The following is a 17,091-nucleotide window of genomic DNA, read 5'->3' on the forward strand; positions in this document are numbered from 1 at the left end:
CCCCCTGCCGGGGGCAATACCGGCGGACCGGCAGAGCCGGTTCCGCGGTATTTCTGGAATTGGACGGGGTGGTGGCTCATGGGGGGTGGCGTGGTGGGAAACGGGGGGTGCGTTCGGGCCAGAACTGCAACAGGAAGCGCCACACAGTGTTTCACTTCTGGCCGGCTTCTGGCCGGCTTCTGGCCGGCTTCTGGGCGCTGTCCGGTTGCGCATCGCGAGCGCTTGCATCGCGGGCAGTGGCACATCGCTTGCGTGAAGCAGGGCGATGACCGAATCCTTGCTGGCGGCGGAAAGCGGTCCCGCTCGCTGGACCTGTCCCTTTTGCGTGTTGCTTTGCGACGACCTGAGCGTCCGGGCCAGCGCGTCCGGCACATCGTTGGAACTGGCCGATGGCGAGTGCGCCAGCGCGCGCAGCGGGCTCGCACGGTTCCCGGCCACGCCTTCGGCTGCGACGCCGTTGGTCGACGGGCATCCGGCCGATCTGGCCGGGGCGATCGCTGCGGCTGCCCGCATCCTTGCCGTGAGCCGTCAGCCGCTGTTCGGTGGCCTGGGCACCGACGTGGCGGGCGCCCGCGCGGTGTACCGCCTGGCCTGCGAAACGGGCGCGATCTGCGATCCCGCCGGCGGAGCGGTGCTGATGCAGTCGGTGCGATCACTGCAGGATCGGGGCGGCTTCACGACCACGCTGGCCGAGGTGCGCACCCGCGCCGACCTCATCGTCTGCCTGAACGAATTGCCCACCGGCGAAGCCGCCGAGTTCTTTGCGCGCTGCGGGTTGGCGGAGGAGGGCTTGGTGCCGCAGAGGCATGTGGTGCTGCTCGGGGGCAAGGCGGACGACCCGGCCGGCTTGGCAGCGCTGGCCCGAAACAGTGGCGTCACGACCGAGGTGGTCCCTCTCCACGGCGATCTGTTCTCGACGGTGGCGTTGCTGTCGGCGCTGCTGGCCCGGCGCTCCGTACGCGCCGTGCCTTTGCCGCTCTCTGCGTTGGCCGATCGCCTGCGCGCGGCACGCTACGCGGTGATCGTCGGCCAGACGGACCGGTTGCCGGCGCAAGGAGGGTTGATCGTCGAGGCCATCCATCGGATCGTCGGCACGCTCAACGCCACCACGCGCGCGGGCGCGATGTGGCTCGGCGGCGGCAACGGCGCGGGCACGGTCAACGAGGTCTTCACCTGGCTGTCGGGCTTGCCCTTGCGCACGCGCGCCGGCCCCGCCGGGCTGGAACACGAACCGCTGTGCTTCGACACCTCGCGCCTCCTGGCCGATGCGGCCGTGGATTGCCTGCTGTGGATTTCGAGCTTCGACCCCATGTGCGCGCCGCCGGTCTCACCTGTGCCGCTCGTCCTGCTGGGGCACCCCGGCCTGGCGTCTTCGGCGGCGCACGTAGGGAGCGTGTTCATTCCGGTGTCGACACCGGGCATCGGATCGGCCGGTCATCTCTTTCGCGCTGACGGCGGCACGGTGCTGCCGCTGGTTCCGGTCTATCGCGACACCTTGCCGGCACTGGCCGACGTGCTCGGCCGCATCACGCAGGGCGTGTCCGCGTTGCGTGCAAGGGCCAGCCCATGAGCACCGTGCGCCTTCGCGGCGGTCGCGTCATCGATCCGACCCAGCCCGCCGACACCGTGCGGGATGTCTGCGTGCAGGACGGCCGTATCGCGTCGCTCGATGCCCGCGACCCGGTCGACGAGGAGATCGACGCCAGCGGCTGCGTGGTGATGGCGGGCGGCATCGACATGCACACGCACATCGGCGGCGGCAAGGTCAACCTGGCGCGCCTGCTGATGCCTGAGTTGCATCGCGCCAACGGCAATCCGATGGCGCTCCCGGCCAATCCGCTCGAACTGGCGTCCTGCGGCGGTTGTGCGCCCGGTACGCTGGCCACGGGCTACCGCTATGTGGAGATGGGCTACACCGCGGCCTTCGAGCCGGCGATGGTGGCGAGCAACGCCCGCCACGCGCACATGGAAATGGGCGACACGCCGATCCTCGACCACGGCGCCTACGTGATGCTCGGCAACGACGAACTGTTTCTCGAACTGCTTTCCAAGGGCGGCGAGGGCGGCCACAACTTCGAGACCCTGCGCGACTACATGGGCTGGACGATTCATGCCACCAAGGCGATGGGCGTCAAGGTGGTCAATCCGGCGGGCATCTCGGCCTTCAAGTTCAACCAGCGCAAGCTCGATGTCGACGAGCGCCATGTCCACTGGCAGGTGACGCCGCGCCAGGTGGTGCACACGCTGGCGCGGGCCCTGCGCGAGCTCGGCGTGCCGCACCCGTTGCACATCCACGGCAGCAACCTGGGCGTGGCCGGCAACATCGAATCGACGCTCCAGACCATCCAGGCGCTGGAAGGACTGCCGGCGCACCTCACGCACGTGCAGTTCCACGCCTATGGCACCGAAGGGCCGAAGAAGTTCTCGTCGGCGGCGCTGCAGCTCGCCGAAGCCGTCAATGCCAACCCGAACATCAGCATCGATGTCGGGCAGATCATGTTCGGCCAGACCGTCACGGCCTCGGGCGACACGATGCGCCAGCACGCCCAATCCGGCCTAGCCAGCCCGCGCAAATGGGCCGGCAGCGACATCGAGTGCGAGGCCGGCTGCGGTGTCGTCCCGTTCAAGTACCGCGAGCAGAGCTACGTGAACGCCCTGCAGTGGGTGATCGGCCTGGAGATCTTCCTGCTCGTCACCGACCCCTGGCGCGTGGTGCTGACCACCGACCATCCCAACGGCGGACCGTTCACCAGCTACCCGCACCTGATCCGGCTGCTGATGGACCGCAGCTTCCGCGAGGAGCAGCTGGCGAAGCTGCACCCGGACGTGTCTGCCCATTGCGCGCTGCGCTCGATCACGCGCGAACTGAGCCTGCGGGAGATCGCCATCATGACGCGCGCCGCGCCCGCACGGCTGCTGGGCCTTCGCGACCGGGGCCACCTGGGCGTGGGGGCCGCGGCGGACATCGCGGTGTACCGCGAGCAGGCCGATCGCGAAGCCATGTTCTCGACGCCCGAGTTCGTCTTCAAGGATGGCGCGGTGGTCGCGCGCGGAGGCCGCATCACCGCCGTGCCGACCGGCGGCACGCACTTCGTCGAACCCGAGTACGACCGCGGCATCGAGAAGACCTTGCGCAAGCATCTCGCGGCACACGGCTCGGTGAACTTCGACCGCATCGCGATCGGCCACGACGAACTGTGCAGCTGCTGCAACGGCGGGCGGCTCTTGCCGGCGGCGTGCTTCAGGACCGTGCCATGAACGCCGCCCGGCCGCCCGAAGGCGATCGCACCGCAGTGCGCGGCACGGAGGTTCGCCAATGAGCGACCCGTTGATCCGGAACGGCGTGCAGATCGACGATGGCTTCGCCGAAGCCTTCCCGATGAAGGCCACGCGCATCCTCATCACAGCGCACAACGCCACCTGGGCGCGCCACGCCGCGGTGTCGGCGACCGGCCTGGCGACCTCGGTGATCGCCTGCGGGTGCGAGGCCGGCATCGAACGCGAACTCCGCGCCGACGAGACGCCTGATGGACGCCCCGGCCTGAGCGTGCTGATCTTTTCCATGTCGGGCAAGGAGCTGGCCAGGCAGGTCGAGCGGCGTGTCGGCCAATGCGTGCTGACCTGCCCGACGACCGCGGTCTACGCCGGCATCGCAGAGGGGGAGGCGATCGCGCTGGGGCAAAACCTGCGCTTCTTCGGCGATGGCTGGCAGATCTCCAAGGTCATCGATGGCGTCCGCTACTGGCGCGTGCCGGTGATGGATGGCGAGTTCGTCGCGCAGGAGAGCACGGCGGTGGTCAAGGGCGTGGGCGGCGGCAACCTGCTGCTGCTGTGCAGCGACACCGACAGCGCGCTGGCCGTCTCCGAAGCCGCCGTCAACGCCATGAAGGCGCTGCCCAACGTGATCCTGCCTTTTCCCGGCGGGGTGGTGCGCTCCGGCTCGAAGGTGGGCAGCAAGTACGCGGCGCTGAACGCATCCACCAACGAGGCTTTCTGTCCCAGCCTCTACGGCCTGGTGGCCCACAGCGAGCTGACGCCGCAAACGCGCTGCGTGATGGAGATCGTGATCGACGGCCTGACCGAAGCCGATGTCGGCGCGGCGATGCGCGTGGGCATGCAGGCCGGCATCGCCTGTGGTGCGGCGTGCGGGCTGCTGCGCATTTCGGCAGGCAACTATGGCGGCAAGCTCGGTCCGTTCCACTTCCATTTGCGCAAGCTGCTGGGGGAGGGCGGACCATGAGCGGCTGGCGGTTGACGCTCAAGGCATCGCCTGCGCTTCGGGTGGACTTGCGTGGCGTGACACCGGCGTCGTTGGCGGATCTCTCACTTGCCGAGGTCGAGCGCCGGCCAGTGGGCTACGGCAATGCATGGGTGCCGCTCGCCGAATTCTTCGAACTGGAAGCGCGTGACGACGATGCACTCGTCTTCGATGGCGACCTGGCTCGCTTCGATCGCGTGGGCTGGCAGTTGGCGGGAGGCCGCATCCGCGTCGATGGCGACGTCGGGCACTACGCCGGCGGCTGCATGAGCGCGGGCGAGCTGATCGTCAACGGCCGCGCCGGCCTGCTGGCCGCCTGCGAGATGGCAGGCGGCAGCTTCACCGTGCAGGGCGACGTGGACGATTTCGCGGCCAGCACCTTGCCGGGCAGCATGGACGGCATGCGCGGCGGTACCTTTGTCGTGAAGGGCAATGCCGGCGCGCGATTCGGAGACCGCATGCGGCGCGGCAGCGCGATCGTGCACGGCGATGCCGGCGATTTCCTGGCTTCGCGCCTGGTAGCCGGCACCATCGCGGTCGGCGGGCGCGCCGGAGCGCACGCGGGGTGGGGCATGCGGCGCGGCAGCGTGGTGTTTGCCACCGGGCCTGCGGCGTTGGAGGTTGCCGCGACCTTTGTTCCGGCGCTGGCTGCGGCGGACGTGTTCTGGCAACTGCTGGCGCGCGATCTGGCACGACATGGCGGACCTTTCGCGACGCTGCGCACCCGGCGTATCGAACGGCACCTGGGAGATCTGGCAGTGGACGGCAGGGGCGAAATTATCATTGCACGTTAGCAACCGAACTGCACCCTGATGACCTTGGCCGCCCATAGTTTCGCGTTGCTCGACGACTGCGCAGCAACCCGCGATCGGCCGACGAGCCGGCTGTACCGGGGATTCGTGCGCGAGCACCACTGCACCGACCCGGCCGGACTCGACGCGATGTGGGGACCGGTGGAAGCCGACCTGCGCGACGGGCTGCATGCGGTCCTGCTCATCGACTACGAATGGGGCGCCAAGCTCCTGAAGGCCGGCCACGAGCGGCTCGGCCACGACGATGCATCGGCCCTGCGCGTGCTGATGTTCCGTGAGCTTTCGCGACTCTCGGCCGCCGAGGCGGGCGATTGGCTCGCGGGCCTCGAACCGGGGCCGGTGTCTGCGGCGGGCGTCATGGACCTGGCGCCCAGCGTGGACGAGCCGGCGTTCACCGAGGCCATCGCGCGCATCCACGAGGCCATCGCGGGCGGCGAGACCTACCAGGTCAACTACACCTTCCGGCTGCAGGGGCAGGCCTACGGGTCGCCCGTGGCGCTGTACCGGCGGCTGCGCGGGCGCCAGCCGGTGTCCTACGGCGCGCTGATCGCCTTGCCCGCACGGTGCGGATCGGCGGACGCGGTGACGCATGTCCTGTCCTGCTCGCCGGAATTGTTCGTGCGCCATGACGATGGCCTGCTTACCTCACGGCCCATGAAAGGCACGGCCTCCCGCGCGGAAGGGGCGGAAGGCGACAGCGAGACCGCACGCCTCCTGTCGATCGACGTCAAGAACCGGGCCGAGAACGTGATGATCGTCGACCTGCTGCGCAATGACCTGGGGCGCCTCGCGCAGATCGGCAGCGTGAAGGTGGCGCAGCTGTTCGCGATCGAACCCTACAACACGCTGTTCCAGATGACCTCCACCGTGGAGGCCCGTCTGAAGCCCGAGATCGGATTTCCGGACGTGTTGCGTGCCGTGTTCCCGTGCGGGTCGATCACCGGCGCGCCCAAGCACCACACGATGCAGCTGATCTCCGGCTTGGAAACCACGCCCCGCGGGCTCTACTGCGGGGCCATCGGCTGGATGGATGCGCCGCAGGGCGCGGCGCGGGTGGGCGACTTCTGCCTGTCGGTCGCGATCCGCACGCTCACGCTGGGGCACGAAATGCGGGGCTTGCGGCCGGCGCGCCTGGGCATCGGCGCCGGCATCGTGGCCGACAGCCAGGCGGGTGACGAGTTCAGGGAAAGCCATCTGAAGGCGCGCTTCCTGACCGGCCTGGACCCGGGGTTCGAATTGTTCGAGACGATGCTCGCGACCGCGGAGCAGGCGGAGCGGGGCGCCCCGCCGGTACTTCGCCATCTCGATCGCCATCTGGCACGGTTGGCGCACAGCGGCCGCGTGCTGGGCTTCCGTTTCGATCGCGCCGCAGCCCTGGACGCCGTGTCGGCACTCGCCCGGACCTTGACGCCCGACAAACGCTGGCGCGTGCGGCTGGCGCTGTCCCATGACGGAAGCCTGCAACTCCAGCACGCGCCGCTCGCGCCCTTGGCGGACGAATCGGTTTTGCTGCGGGTGGCTGACGAGCGTTTGCCCGATTTCAACCCGCTGTCCGCCCACAAGACCACGGTGCGGCAGGTGTACGACGAAGCCGTGCGCGCGGCCGAGCGCGATGGCGCATTCGACAGCCTGTTCTTCACCGCCGGCGGCCGCCTGGTCGAAGGCGGCCGCACCTCGGTGTTCCTGAAGATCGACGGCCGATGGGCCACGCCGCCGCTGGCCGATGGCGCACTGCCCGGCGTGATGCGCGGCTGCCTGCTCGAAGACCCGGAGTGGCGCGCCGTCGAGCGCAGCCTCGGCTGGAACGATCTGCAACGTGCCGAGGCCATCGTCGTGTGCAATGCGCTGCGCGGCACGCTGCCGGCGCGGCTGCTGCAAGCGGTGCCCGCACAGGTCGGCGGGTGACATGGTCTCCGGCAAGCTCGCGCTCTTCGATCTGGACCTGACGCTGATCCCTTTCGACAGCGGCATGGCCTGGACGCAATTCCTGATCGGCCGTGGCATCCTGCCGGCCGAAGCCGAGCCGCGCTACCTGGCCTACTGCCATGAGTACATCGCGGGCACGCTCGACATCCATGCCATGCACCGCTCCAACATGCGGCCGCTGCTGCAGTATTCGCGAGCGACGCTGGCGCAATGGCAGCAAGACTTCGAAGCCGAGATGGCGCCCCGCATGCCGGCATGGAGCCTGGCGCTGGTCAAGCGCCATCAGGAGAGTGGAGACCTGTGCGCCATCGTCACTGCAACGACGGAACTGATCTCCGAGCCGATCGCGCGCCTGTTCGGCATCGACCACCTGGTGGCCACGCGCCCCGCGACCGTGGATGGCTTGGCCGGCGCCCCGTTCACCGGAGAGATCGATGGCGAGCCCTGCTATCGGCAGCACAAGGTGACGCGCGTCAATGCCTGGCTGGCTTCGCGGCCCCAAGGATCGGGCCGCAGCCTGTCCGAGTTCGAGCAGTCGTGGTTCTACTCCGACGCCATGGGCGACCTGCCCTTGCTCAGCGCCGTCTCGCACCCTGTCGTGGTCTGCCCCGATGAGCGACTGCACGCCCACGCGCTGCAAGCAGGATGGCCCATCCTGTACCCTGCCTGACGTCGCCGCTACGCTCCTTGCGGCCGCCAGGAATCCCGTGGAACCGGCTTCGCCGGGCCACAGGGATTGCCCCCGGAAGGGGGTGGAGAGCGACACGAAGTGCGCGAGCCTGGGGGCGAGCCCATCCTTAGGCTTGAATGAGTCCCCAGCGTAGCGCGACGAGCGTCAACTCCGACTGGTTGCTCGCACCCAGCTTCTGCTTGACGTGGTACAGGTGCGTGCCCACCGTGCTCGGCGACAGGTTCAGGGTTTCGGCGATCTGCGCCACGGTCTGGCCGCGCGCGAGCTGGATGAAGACCGAGAACTCGCGCTCGCTCAGCGCATCGGCAGGGCTGGTGTCGCCTTCGAGTTGCGTCAGCGCCAGGGCCTGTGCCGTGCGGGCATCGACATAGCGCTCGCCACGCGCCACCGCGGTGACCGCGGCGATCAGCGCGTCAGGTGCGCTGCGCTTGGTCAGGTAGCCGAGCGCTCCGGCGCGCAGCACGCGCCTCGGGTGGGCGGTGTCCTCGTGAGCCGACAGGGCCAGCACGCGCGCCTTCGGGTCTTGCGCCAGCAGGCGCCGGACCGCCTCCAGCCCGCCGATGCCGGGCATCGAGATGTCCATCACCACGACGTCCGGCCTGACGCGCGGATAGTCGATGCAGGCTTGTTCGCCGCTCTCGGCCTCCGCCACCACTTCGACCTGCGCGTCGGCCAGCAGCATGCGAAAACCCACGCGCACCAAGGCGTGATCGTCGACCAGCAGCACGCGGATCATGCGGCCTCCTTGTCGGTCGACAGGGGCAGGCGCACCTGCAAGCGCACGCCGTGGGGCGATGCGCGCCCGATCTCCAGGGTGCCCCCCAGCGCCTCGACCCGCTCGGCGAGCCAGCGCAGCCCGTAGTGGCCGCTGCGCGGTGGGTCGTCGGCCGGCATGCCGCTGCCGTCGTCGACGAGTTCGAGCGTCAATTCGCCGGCGCGGCATTGCAGGCTGAGCTGCAGATGACGGGCCTTGCCGTGGCGCAGCGCATTGGTGAGTCCTTCCTGTGCCGCCCGGTACAGGGCGAGCGAGGCGTCGGCGCCGGGTACCGCGTCGGCCAGTTCGACCTTGAGCGCAAGCTGCACCTCGGGATGGGTGCGCCGCGTGCGCTCGGCTAGGTCGTTCAGTGCCTCGGCCAGTCCGAAGTTGTCCAGCACCAGAGGGGTCAAGCGAGGGATGATGCCGTGCATCGCGTCGTACAAACGCGAGGACTCGTCGGCGATCAGGCGCGCCGCCTGTTCGGCCTGCGGGTCGAAGGAGTGCACACGGCTGGCGATCGACAGCGCCATGCTGCGCATCGCCGTCACCGACTGGCCGAGTTCGTCATGCAGTTCGCGCGCGATCATGCGGCGTTCGGCCTCGACGTGCTTGTCGATCCACTGCGCGAGTTCGCGGCTGTCGGAGAGCTGCATCTCGGCGCGCACCGCCCGGCGTTCCGTTTCGATGTGCCCCTGCAACTCGCCGACCATGCGGTTGAAGGCCCCGCCGATGGCCGCGGCCTCGGTGCCCGCCAGCGGTGGCAGCGCCACGTCGAACTGCCCGGCCTGCAGCCGGTTCAGCGCCTGGACGATCTGGCCGAAGGGTCGCACGGCGCGCCCGACCAGCCAGAACACCATGGCATTGACCACGAGCAGGAAGCCCAGCGCGCCGCCGGCCAGTGTCACCACGTAGTCCCAGGCATCGACTTCGGCGCGCGAGGCGTTGGCCTGCACGACCAGCTTGCCATCGGGGAACTGGATGAACTGCACCGAGGGGGCCGGCGTGATCAAGGCGCTGAACCAATCCGGCGCGTCGCGGCCGGCCTTGTAGGTGGGCGGCGGGGAGCGGTAGAGCTCGTTTCCCTGCGCATCGAACAGCGTGAGGTCGTTGGAGCGGATGCGTCCGATGCTCTGCAGGAAGGCCAGCATCGCCGGCGTGCCTTGCGCCGCGTAGCGCAAGGCGGTGCCCTGCAGCAGCAGCGCGGCGACGCGGTTGGCCGCCATCACTTCCTCGTGCACGGACTCGCGCATGCTGCGCAGCTCCAGCGCCAGCACGGTGGCCGCGAAGAAGAAGGTCAGCGAGACGACGATGAGGTTGATCTTCAGCCGGAGGCTCATGGGCATGGATGGCCGGGTTGGAACGGACGCGGGCCATGGTAGCGGCTCGTCGAGCCCGGTGCGGGCCTCGATTCATGAAAATCATGAGCCTTCAATCATGATCCGCGGGCTGTGCGGATCGGGCGCGAGGCGCGACCATGCGTCACGGGATCAAACGATTCCCGCGGCACCACACGGTGTCCGTGTCATTTCAAAGGAGACCTTTATGAAATGGGAAACCCCGACCGCGACTGACGTGCGCCTCGGCTTCGAAATCACGATGTACGTGGCAGCCCGCTGACGCCGGTTGCGGCATGTCCGGCACTCCGGAGGCATTGCCTTCGGCGTGTCGGCTTGTCCGCTCCGGGTTGGGCACCGTCCATCCCCGCCGATGCGCATCACCGTCCTGGGTTCGGCTGCCGGCGGAGGCTTTCCGCAGTGGAACTGCAATTGCCGCAACTGCGCGGGCCTGCGCGCGGGCACGCTCCATGCCAAGGCACGCACGCAATCGTCGATCTTCGTGCGGCCTGACGGCGGCGTGGACGGCGTGCTGTTCAACGCATCCCCCGACATCCTGGAACAGATCCGCGGCAAGCCGGCGCTGCAACCGGCGCGCGCGCTGCGCGATACGGCCATCGCCGGCGTGGTGCTGATGGATGGCCAGGTCGATCACGCGACAGGGCTTTTCATGCTGCGCGAGCGCAAGGGCGCGTTGCCCTTGTGGTGTACCGACCCGGTCGAGGAAGACCTGAGTCAGGGAAATCCCGTGCTTCGCGTCCTGGGGCATTACTGCGGCGTGGACCGGCATCGCATCGCGCTCGACGGCACTTCCTTTGCCGTGCCGGGCGTCGCCGACCTCAGCTTTCGTGCCTTGCCGCTGTCGAGCAAGGCCGCGCCTTACTCGCCGCACCGCGATCGGCCGGTGGAGGGCGACAACATCGGCATGCTGATCTCCGACGGCCGCAGCGGCAGGCGAGTGTTCTACGCGCCCGGGCTCGGGCAGATCACGCCCGAGGTGTTCGACGCCATGGCGCTCGCCGACTGCGTGCTGGTCGACGGCACCTTCTGGACCGATGACGAGATGCCGCGCCTCGGCCTCGGTGCCAAGACGGCCCGCGACATCGGCCACCTGCCGCAGTCGGGTCCGGACGGAATGATCGAGTGGATGGCCAGGCTGCCGCAGCGCACGCGGCGCATGCTCATTCATGTCAACAACACCAACCCGATCCTCGACGAGGACTCCGATGAGCGCGCGCTCCTGAAACGCGCCGGCATCGAGGTCTGCGAGGACGACATGCAGATCGACGTATGACTTCAACCACACAGGCATGGACGCGGGATGAGTTCGAGGCGAAGTTGCGCGAGCGCGGGCGCAGCTATCACATCCACCATCCGTTCAACCTCATGCTCAACAGCGGCCGCGCCACGCCGGAGCAGGTGCGCGGGTGGGTGGCCAACCGCTTCTACTACCAGATCGCGATCCCGATCAAGGATGCGGCCGTGATGTCCAACTGCCCCGACCAGGAGGTCCGGCGCGGCTGGGTGCAACGCATCCTCGACCATGACGGCTTCGAGCTGAATGGGGTGCGCGACGAAGGCGGCATCGAAGCGTGGCTGCGCCTGGCCACGGCCGTGGGCCTCACGCGCGAGGAAGTGCTCGATCTGCGCCACGTGGCCCCGGCCATGCGCTTCGCGGTCGATGCCTACGTGAACTTCGCACGGCGCGCGCCATGGCAGGAGGCGGTCTGCTCGTCGCTGACCGAACTCTTTGCGCCCGAGATCCACAAGCAGCGGCTGGCGAACTGGCCCGAGCACTACCCCTGGATCGAGCCGGAGGGGATGGCGTACTTCCGCAGCCGCGTGAGCCAGGCGCGGCGCGACGTGGAGCAGGGGCTGTCGATCACGCTCGCGCATTTCACGACCCGGCCCTTGCAGGAACGGGCGCTGGAGGTGCTGCAACTCAAGCTCGACATCCTGTGGGCCATGAGCGATGCGATGGCGCTGAAGTACGGGGTGAGTCCATGACGCCGCTGGATGCCGCCACCCGCCCGCGCGTCGGCACGGGCTTCCGCCTGCAGTGGGAGCCTGCACAGAACAGCCACGTGCTGCTCTACCCGGAGGGCATGGTGAAGCTGAACCAGAGCGGCGGCGAAATCATGAAGCGTTGCGACGGCCAGCGCAGCGTGGCGCTCATCGTCAGCGAACTGGAGCAGGCGTTTTCGACCCAGGGGCTGGACAAGGATGTGCTGGCCTTCGTCGAGATGGCGGGCAAGCAGCGGTGGCTGGCATGGGACTGATGCAGAACGCTCCCCCCGGGCCTCCGCTGTGGCTGCTGGCGGAGCTGACCTACCGCTGCCCGCTGCATTGCGTGTTCTGCTACAACCCGGTCGATTTTGCGCGGCAGGAAGAGGAACTCACGACCGAGGAGTGGATGAGGGTGCTGAGGCAAGGGCGCGAACTGGGCGCCGTGCAGCTCGGCCTGTCGGGCGGCGAACCCCTGGTGCGCGACGACCTGGAGACGATCACGGCCGAAGCCCATCGCCTGGGCTACTACACCAACCTGCTGACTTCCGGCGTCGGCCTGACGGCGGCCCGCGCCGCGGCACTGAAAGCCGCCGGGCTCGACCACGTGCAACTCTCCTTCCAGGATTCGACGAAGGAGATGAACGACTTCCTCTCGCACACCCGGACCTTCGAGCTCAAGAGCCGGGTCGCGAAGATCATCAAGGACCAGGGCTGGCCGATGGTGATGAACGTGGTGATCCACCGCATGAACATCGACCACATCGACCGCATCATCGGCATGGCAGCCGAACTGGGCGCGGAGTACCTGGAACTCGCGAACACGCAGTACTACTCGTGGGCCTTCCTGAATCGCGACCACCTGCTGCCCACGCATGCCCAGCTGCAGCAGGCCGAACGCACGACCGACGCCTGGCGCGCCCGGATGGGCGAGCGCATGCGGATCTTCTTCGTCGCGCCCGACTACCACGAAGGCACCCCCAAGCGCTGCGTCAACGGCTGGGGCAGCACCTTCCTCAACGTCACGCCGGACGGCACGGCCTTGCCTTGCCACACCGCGAAGATGCTGCCGGGCCTGAGCTTTCCGAACGTTCGCGAACAGGGCCTGCGCGAGATCTGGTTCGACTCCGAAGGCTTCAACCGCTACCGCGGCACCGGCTGGATGAAGGAGCCGTGCGTGAGCTGCGAATTCCGCGAGCAGGACCTGGGCGGGTGCCGCTGCCAGGCCTACATGCTGGCCAACGACCCGGCCGTCGCCGACCCGGCCTGCGTGAAGAGTCCGCACCACCACCTGGTGCAAGAGGCCGTCGAGCGAGCGGGCAGCCTGTCGCCGGAGCGTGCGGTGGAACACCCCCTGGTGTTTCGCGCGCCGGAGAATTCGCGGCGGCTGAGCGGGGTGGTCGCCAGCCCCTGAACGAGGGCTTGCCATGGCATGGCGCGAGGAATAGATTGCGCTGACCACGATGGAGACAATGCCATGGCTTCACTCACTGTGAACGGTGCGTCCCGCAACTTCGACGGCGACGCCACGATGCCCCTGCTCTGGTACCTGCGCGACGAGCTGCAGATGACGGGGACCAAGTTCGGTTGCGGCATGGCGCTGTGCGGCGCCTGCACCGTGCACCTGGACGGCAACCCGGTACGCTCCTGCAGCACGCCGATGAGCGCGGCGGTCGGCAAGCGCGTCACCACCATCGAGGGGCTGGACGCCAACGGCCAGCATCCGCTTCAGGTGGCCTGGCGCGAACAGGGCGTGCCGCAGTGCGGCTACTGCCAGTCCGGCCAGATCATGCAGGCCGCTGCGTTGCTGAAGGACGGCCGACGACCGACCGACGCCGAGATCGAGTCCGCGATGGCCGGCAACATCTGCCGATGTGGCACCTACACGCGCATCAAGGCCGCGATCAAGCAGGCCGCCACCATGAAGGGAGCGTGACATGGACACCATCCTTCAAGCCACGCCGCGGCTGCAAGTCGGCAAGCTCTCCCGTCGCAGCCTGCTCGGCGGTGCCGCAGGCGGCTTCGCACTCGCCCTCGGCTGGCCCGAGCCTGCCGAAGCACAGGATGCGCCGAAGAAATACGGCGCCTACGGGATGCCCAATGGCGTGGTCGAGAACCCGCTGGTGTTCGTCTCGATCGCCGACGACGGCATCGTCACGATCACCTGCCATCGCGCCGAGATGGGCCAGGGCGTGCGCACCGGCGTGCCGATGATCATCGCCGACGAGCTGGAGGCGGACTGGTCGAAGGTGCGTGTCGTGCAGGCGCCCGGTGACGAAGAGCGCTACGGCAACCAGGACACCGACGGCTCGCGCACCACGCGGCACTTCTTCATGCCGATGCGCCGCTGCGGCGCATCCGCGCGCCAGATGCTCGAAGCCGCGGCGGCGGCGCGCTGGGGCGTGCCGGCGGCCGAAGTGAGCGCGAAGAACCATCAGCTCCTGCACCGCCCGACGGGCCGCGCGCTCGATTTCGGCGCGGTTGCGCGCGATGCGGCCGCCTTGCCCGTGCCCACCGGCGCCGATCTGCGGCTGAAGAAGCCGGCCGAGTTCCGCTACATCGGCAAGGGCACTGTCCCGATCATCGACGGCTTCGACATGACGACCGGCAGGGCCATCTACGGCATCGACGTGGTGCTGCCCGACATGCTCTACGCCGTCGTCGCGCGCAGCCCGACCTACGGCGGTACCTTGCGCGGCTTCGACTCCGCCGACGCGATGAAGGTGCCGGGCGTGGTGAAGGTCGTGGAGATCAAGGGCTCGCCGGTGCCGAGCGCCTTCCAGCCGCTGCCGGGGGTGGCGGTGATCGCCAATAGCACCTGGGCAGCGATGAACGGCCGCAAGGCGCTCAAGCTCGACTGGGACGGCGGCCCGAACGGCAGCTATTCGTCGGACAGCTACCGCGCCGAGATGATGGCCGCCGCCGGCAAGCCGGGCAAGGTGATCCGCAATGCCGGCGATGTCGATGCAGCGCTGAAGTCGGCAGCCAAGGTGGTGAAGGCGCAGTACTACATGCCCCACCTGACGCAGGCGCCGATGGAGCCGCCGACCGCGACCGCGCGCGTGAGGGACGGGCGCTGCGAAGTGTGGGGCCCGTTCCAGAGCCCGCAGGCGGTACGCACCGACATCAGCAAGCGGCTCGAATTGACGCCGGACAAGGTAACGGTCAACGTGACGCTGCTCGGTGGCGGCTTCGGCCGCAAGAGCAAGGGCGACTACGGGATCGAAGCCGCGCTGCTCGCGCGGGAGACCGGCGGCAAGCCGGTGAAGGTGATCTGGACGCGCGACGACGACCTGCACCATTCGTTCTATCATACGGTCTCGGTCGAGCATCTCGAAGCCGGACTCGATGCCAAGGGCAAGCCGGTGGCATGGCTGCACCGCAGCGTCGGGCCGACCTTGCTGGCGCTCTTCATGGCCGACCCGAAGACCGAGTCGCCGATCGAACTCGGCATGGGCCTGACCAACGTGCCCTTCGCGATTCCGAACCTGCGGGTGGAGAACCCCGAGGCCGCTGCGCACACGCGCGTGGGCTGGTATCGCGCGGTGTCGAACCTTCCGCATGCCTTCGCGATCCAGTCCTTCGTCGACGAGATGGCCCATGCGGCCGGTCGCGACCCGAAGGACTTCCTGCTCGAACTGCTCGGCCCGCCGCGCAAGATCGACCCGCGCGACATCAACGACACCTGGAACCACGGCGAAGACCCGTCCGCTTATCCGGTGGACATCGGGCGGCTGCGCCGTGTCACCACGATGGCGGCCAAGGAGGCCAATTGGGGCCGTCCGATGGGCAAGGGGCGCGGCCTGGGCATCGCGGCGCACTACAGCTTCACGACCTACGTCGCCGCCGTGATCGAGGTGGCGGTGGATGCCAAGGGCGAGCTGACGATCCCGCGCGTGGACATCGCGATCGACTGCGGCGCCATCGTCAATCCGGAGCGGGTGCGCTCGCAGATGGAAGGCGCGTGCGTCATGGGCCTCGGCAATGCGCTGTCCGGCGAGATCTCGTTCAAGGACGGCCGGGTGCAGCAGGACAACTTCCATCAGTTCGAAGTCCTGCGCATGAACGCGGCGCCGAAGGCGATCGTGGTCCACCTGATACCGGGCGACTACAGCGCACCGCTGGGCGGCGTGGGCGAACCCGGCGTGCCGCCGATCGCGCCGGCGCTGGCCAACGCGATCTACGCTGCCACGGGCAAGCGCATCCGCAACCTGCCGATCAGGGATCAGCTGCGCGCCTGACTATCTGGCGTCGGCGTTGATGAAGCATCCCTTCTCGGCCTTGGCCTGGAGCTCGCGGTAGCGCTTGGCCTGCGGCTCCAGCGACGGCACGTCGCGGATCGCGCCGCCGCGCTCGCCGCCGATGGACATGGCCTTGGTGATCGTGGTCATCGTCACGTAGTCCTTGTACTTGACGCTCCCGGCAAGCGCGTCGAGCGCGCACGAGCACTTGTTGGTCATCTCGAACGTCGGACCAGGGTGCGCGCGCATGCATTCCTGCACGTAGAGCACGCGGTCCACGGTCGGGAAGTCGTTCGCGTGGGCCGGGTTCGCGGCCATCAGCAAGGCGCACAGGCTCAGCAGGGAGGGCGACAGGAGCGATCGTTGCATGGGAAGTCCGTCAAGGTTGGCGGCCGGCGCCGTCCAGAAGCATCTCCTCGGCCATCAGCGGTGCCGAGGCGGGGGATTCTCCGTCGATGCGGGTGCGGATGCCATAGAGCCCGCCCGGTACGGCGTCCGACAGCAGGAAGACATAGGTCTTGTTCGCCAGTTTCTCGAAGCGCGCACGATTCGGGTCGTCGCGATAGGGCGAGATGCTGATCTCCCGCACTGCCACCGGACGGCCGCGATAGGGCAGGTTGACGCTACGCACCGTGGCGCCCTGGTACACAGCCATGCGGATGCGCTTTCGGAAGTAGTTGGGCTGGCCTTGGGTGAGACGCTGCATCTCGCGGATGTCGCGTTCGAGGAAGTAGAGGATGGCCGGATTGCCTTCTGCGCTGTCGACCTCGGGCTGGCGCACGGCGCGCGCGCCGGTGAGGAACTCGGTGCCCACGGCACAGCATTTGCCGTCGGGGCGGGCCGTCAGCACGAGGTTCACCCTGTCGTCGAACGCCTCTTCCAGTGTCCCCGTCTTGTGAAAGGTGTACTGCAGGGTGAGCGGAGGCTGCAGCTTGCCGAGATGGTTGTCCATGAAGAGCGCGCGTTCGGCGACCGAGAAATCGGTCGCCGCGCCGGCCATCAAGGGCGCCCACAGGATCAACGCGAGCGCCAGTCTCAGGACGGGGTTTGCGTTCATCGAGGAAGCGG

Annotated in this window: 17 protein-coding genes; 13 read left to right on the forward strand and 4 right to left on the reverse strand. The window is 68.4% G+C overall.

Annotated elements, in window-relative coordinates; translation table 11 throughout:
• Positions 1–265 precede the first annotated feature (265 nt).
• Genes QTH90_RS02650 through QTH90_RS02675 form a run of 6 tightly spaced genes read left to right on the forward strand, consistent with a single transcriptional unit; the run spans position 266 to position 7,666 of the window.
• Positions 266–1,570: a molybdopterin-binding domain-containing protein gene (locus QTH90_RS02650; RefSeq protein WP_286662979.1), complete on the forward strand. Its 1,305-nt coding sequence runs from the start codon at positions 266–268 to the stop codon at positions 1,568–1,570.
• Positions 1,567–3,258, forward strand: coding sequence for a formylmethanofuran dehydrogenase subunit A (locus tag QTH90_RS02655; protein WP_286662980.1), 1,692 nt, complete (start codon positions 1,567–1,569; stop codon positions 3,256–3,258). The genes QTH90_RS02650 and QTH90_RS02655 overlap by 4 nt, the downstream gene beginning before the upstream one ends.
• A 58-nt stretch (positions 3,259–3,316) precedes the next feature.
• Positions 3,317–4,240 (forward strand): formylmethanofuran--tetrahydromethanopterin N-formyltransferase, encoded by a 924-nt coding sequence (gene fhcD / locus QTH90_RS02660; protein WP_286662981.1) that lies wholly within the window; start codon positions 3,317–3,319, stop codon positions 4,238–4,240.
• Positions 4,237–5,052 (forward strand): formylmethanofuran dehydrogenase subunit C, encoded by an 816-nt coding sequence (locus tag QTH90_RS02665; protein WP_286662982.1) that lies wholly within the window; start codon positions 4,237–4,239, stop codon positions 5,050–5,052. Before fhcD ends, QTH90_RS02665 begins: the two co-directional genes overlap by 4 nt.
• 18 nt (positions 5,053–5,070) lie before the next feature.
• Entirely contained in the window at positions 5,071–6,975 is a 1,905-nt protein-coding gene (locus QTH90_RS02670) for a chorismate-binding protein (protein ID WP_286662983.1), read from the forward strand.
• A 1-nt stretch (position 6,976) separates the two neighbouring features.
• Positions 6,977–7,666: an HAD family hydrolase gene (locus QTH90_RS02675; protein WP_286662984.1), complete on the forward strand. Its 690-nt coding sequence runs from the start codon at positions 6,977–6,979 to the stop codon at positions 7,664–7,666.
• Between the two features lie 127 nt (positions 7,667–7,793).
• Here the strand turns inward: QTH90_RS02675 and QTH90_RS02680 are convergent, their stop codons facing one another.
• Positions 7,794–8,423, reverse strand: a complete 630-nt coding sequence (locus tag QTH90_RS02680) for a response regulator (protein WP_286662985.1) — start codon at positions 8,421–8,423, stop codon at positions 7,794–7,796.
• On the reverse strand, positions 8,420–9,787 hold the full coding sequence (locus QTH90_RS02685) for a HAMP domain-containing protein (protein WP_286662986.1): 1,368 nt from the start codon (positions 9,785–9,787) through the stop codon (positions 8,420–8,422). Before QTH90_RS02685 ends, QTH90_RS02680 begins: the two co-directional genes overlap by 4 nt.
• 199 nt (positions 9,788–9,986) lie before the next feature.
• Here QTH90_RS02685 and pqqA point away from each other — a divergent pair, with 199 nt between their 5' ends.
• From pqqA to QTH90_RS02720, 7 genes are all read left to right on the forward strand, one after another.
• A complete protein-coding gene (pqqA, locus tag QTH90_RS02690) occupies positions 9,987–10,061 on the forward strand; it encodes a pyrroloquinoline quinone precursor peptide PqqA (RefSeq protein ID WP_286567061.1) in 75 nt (24 codons plus the stop codon).
• 90 nt (positions 10,062–10,151) lie between these two features.
• Positions 10,152–11,072 carry a pyrroloquinoline quinone biosynthesis protein PqqB gene (gene pqqB, locus QTH90_RS02695; protein WP_286662987.1) on the forward strand — a complete coding sequence of 307 codons (921 nt, stop codon included), beginning with the start codon at positions 10,152–10,154 and terminating at the stop codon, positions 11,070–11,072.
• The gene (pqqC, locus tag QTH90_RS02700; protein ID WP_286662988.1) at positions 11,069–11,785 is read left to right on the forward strand and encodes a pyrroloquinoline-quinone synthase PqqC; all 717 of its coding nucleotides are present in this window, start codon (positions 11,069–11,071) and stop codon (positions 11,783–11,785) included. The genes pqqB and pqqC overlap by 4 nt, the downstream gene beginning before the upstream one ends.
• Positions 11,782–12,057, forward strand: a complete 276-nt coding sequence (gene pqqD, locus QTH90_RS02705) for a pyrroloquinoline quinone biosynthesis peptide chaperone PqqD (RefSeq protein ID WP_286662989.1) — start codon at positions 11,782–11,784, stop codon at positions 12,055–12,057. The genes pqqC and pqqD overlap by 4 nt, the downstream gene beginning before the upstream one ends.
• Positions 12,057–13,196 carry a pyrroloquinoline quinone biosynthesis protein PqqE gene (gene pqqE / locus QTH90_RS02710; protein WP_286662990.1) on the forward strand — a complete coding sequence of 380 codons (1,140 nt, stop codon included), beginning with the start codon at positions 12,057–12,059 and terminating at the stop codon, positions 13,194–13,196. The genes pqqD and pqqE overlap by 1 nt, the downstream gene beginning before the upstream one ends.
• A 63-nt stretch (positions 13,197–13,259) precedes the next feature.
• Positions 13,260–13,718, forward strand: coding sequence for a (2Fe-2S)-binding protein (locus QTH90_RS02715; protein ID WP_286662991.1), 459 nt, complete (start codon positions 13,260–13,262; stop codon positions 13,716–13,718).
• Between the two features lies 1 nt (position 13,719).
• Positions 13,720–16,023 carry a xanthine dehydrogenase family protein molybdopterin-binding subunit gene (locus QTH90_RS02720; protein ID WP_286662992.1) on the forward strand — a complete coding sequence of 768 codons (2,304 nt, stop codon included), beginning with the start codon at positions 13,720–13,722 and terminating at the stop codon, positions 16,021–16,023.
• Here the strand turns inward: QTH90_RS02720 and QTH90_RS02725 are convergent, their stop codons facing one another.
• Entirely contained in the window at positions 16,024–16,392 is a 369-nt protein-coding gene (locus QTH90_RS02725; RefSeq protein ID WP_286662993.1) for a hypothetical protein, read from the reverse strand.
• 10 nt (positions 16,393–16,402) lie between these two features.
• Complete coding sequence (locus QTH90_RS02730; protein ID WP_286662994.1) at positions 16,403–17,080, reverse strand: hypothetical protein; 678 nt, start codon at positions 17,078–17,080, stop codon at positions 16,403–16,405.
• Positions 17,081–17,091: the final 11 nt, after the last annotated feature.

This window comes from Variovorax flavidus (genome assembly GCF_030317145.1).
GTDB lineage: Bacteria > Pseudomonadota > Gammaproteobacteria > Burkholderiales > Burkholderiaceae_C > Variovorax > Variovorax flavidus.

Coding starts and splice junctions, on each gene's coding strand:
- QTH90_RS02650 (WP_286662979.1), top strand. CDS start 266: ATGACCGAATCCTTGCTGGCGGCGGAAAGCGGTCCCGCTCGCTGGACC.
- QTH90_RS02655 (WP_286662980.1), top strand. CDS start 1,567: ATGAGCACCGTGCGCCTTCGCGGCGGTCGCGTCATCGATCCGACCCAG.
- fhcD (WP_286662981.1), top strand. CDS start 3,317: ATGAGCGACCCGTTGATCCGGAACGGCGTGCAGATCGACGATGGCTTC.
- QTH90_RS02665 (WP_286662982.1), top strand. CDS start 4,237: ATGAGCGGCTGGCGGTTGACGCTCAAGGCATCGCCTGCGCTTCGGGTG.
- QTH90_RS02670 (WP_286662983.1), top strand. CDS start 5,071: ATGACCTTGGCCGCCCATAGTTTCGCGTTGCTCGACGACTGCGCAGCA.
- QTH90_RS02675 (WP_286662984.1), top strand. CDS start 6,977: ATGGTCTCCGGCAAGCTCGCGCTCTTCGATCTGGACCTGACGCTGATC.
- QTH90_RS02680 (WP_286662985.1), bottom strand. CDS start 8,423: ATGATCCGCGTGCTGCTGGTCGACGATCACGCCTTGGTGCGCGTGGGT.
- QTH90_RS02685 (WP_286662986.1), bottom strand. CDS start 9,787: ATGCCCATGAGCCTCCGGCTGAAGATCAACCTCATCGTCGTCTCGCTG.
- pqqB (WP_286662987.1), top strand. CDS start 10,152: ATGCGCATCACCGTCCTGGGTTCGGCTGCCGGCGGAGGCTTTCCGCAG.
- pqqC (WP_286662988.1), top strand. CDS start 11,069: ATGACTTCAACCACACAGGCATGGACGCGGGATGAGTTCGAGGCGAAG.
- pqqD (WP_286662989.1), top strand. CDS start 11,782: ATGACGCCGCTGGATGCCGCCACCCGCCCGCGCGTCGGCACGGGCTTC.
- pqqE (WP_286662990.1), top strand. CDS start 12,057: ATGCAGAACGCTCCCCCCGGGCCTCCGCTGTGGCTGCTGGCGGAGCTG.
- QTH90_RS02715 (WP_286662991.1), top strand. CDS start 13,260: ATGGCTTCACTCACTGTGAACGGTGCGTCCCGCAACTTCGACGGCGAC.
- QTH90_RS02720 (WP_286662992.1), top strand. CDS start 13,720: ATGGACACCATCCTTCAAGCCACGCCGCGGCTGCAAGTCGGCAAGCTC.
- QTH90_RS02725 (WP_286662993.1), bottom strand. CDS start 16,392: ATGCAACGATCGCTCCTGTCGCCCTCCCTGCTGAGCCTGTGCGCCTTG.
- QTH90_RS02730 (WP_286662994.1), bottom strand. CDS start 17,080: ATGAACGCAAACCCCGTCCTGAGACTGGCGCTCGCGTTGATCCTGTGG.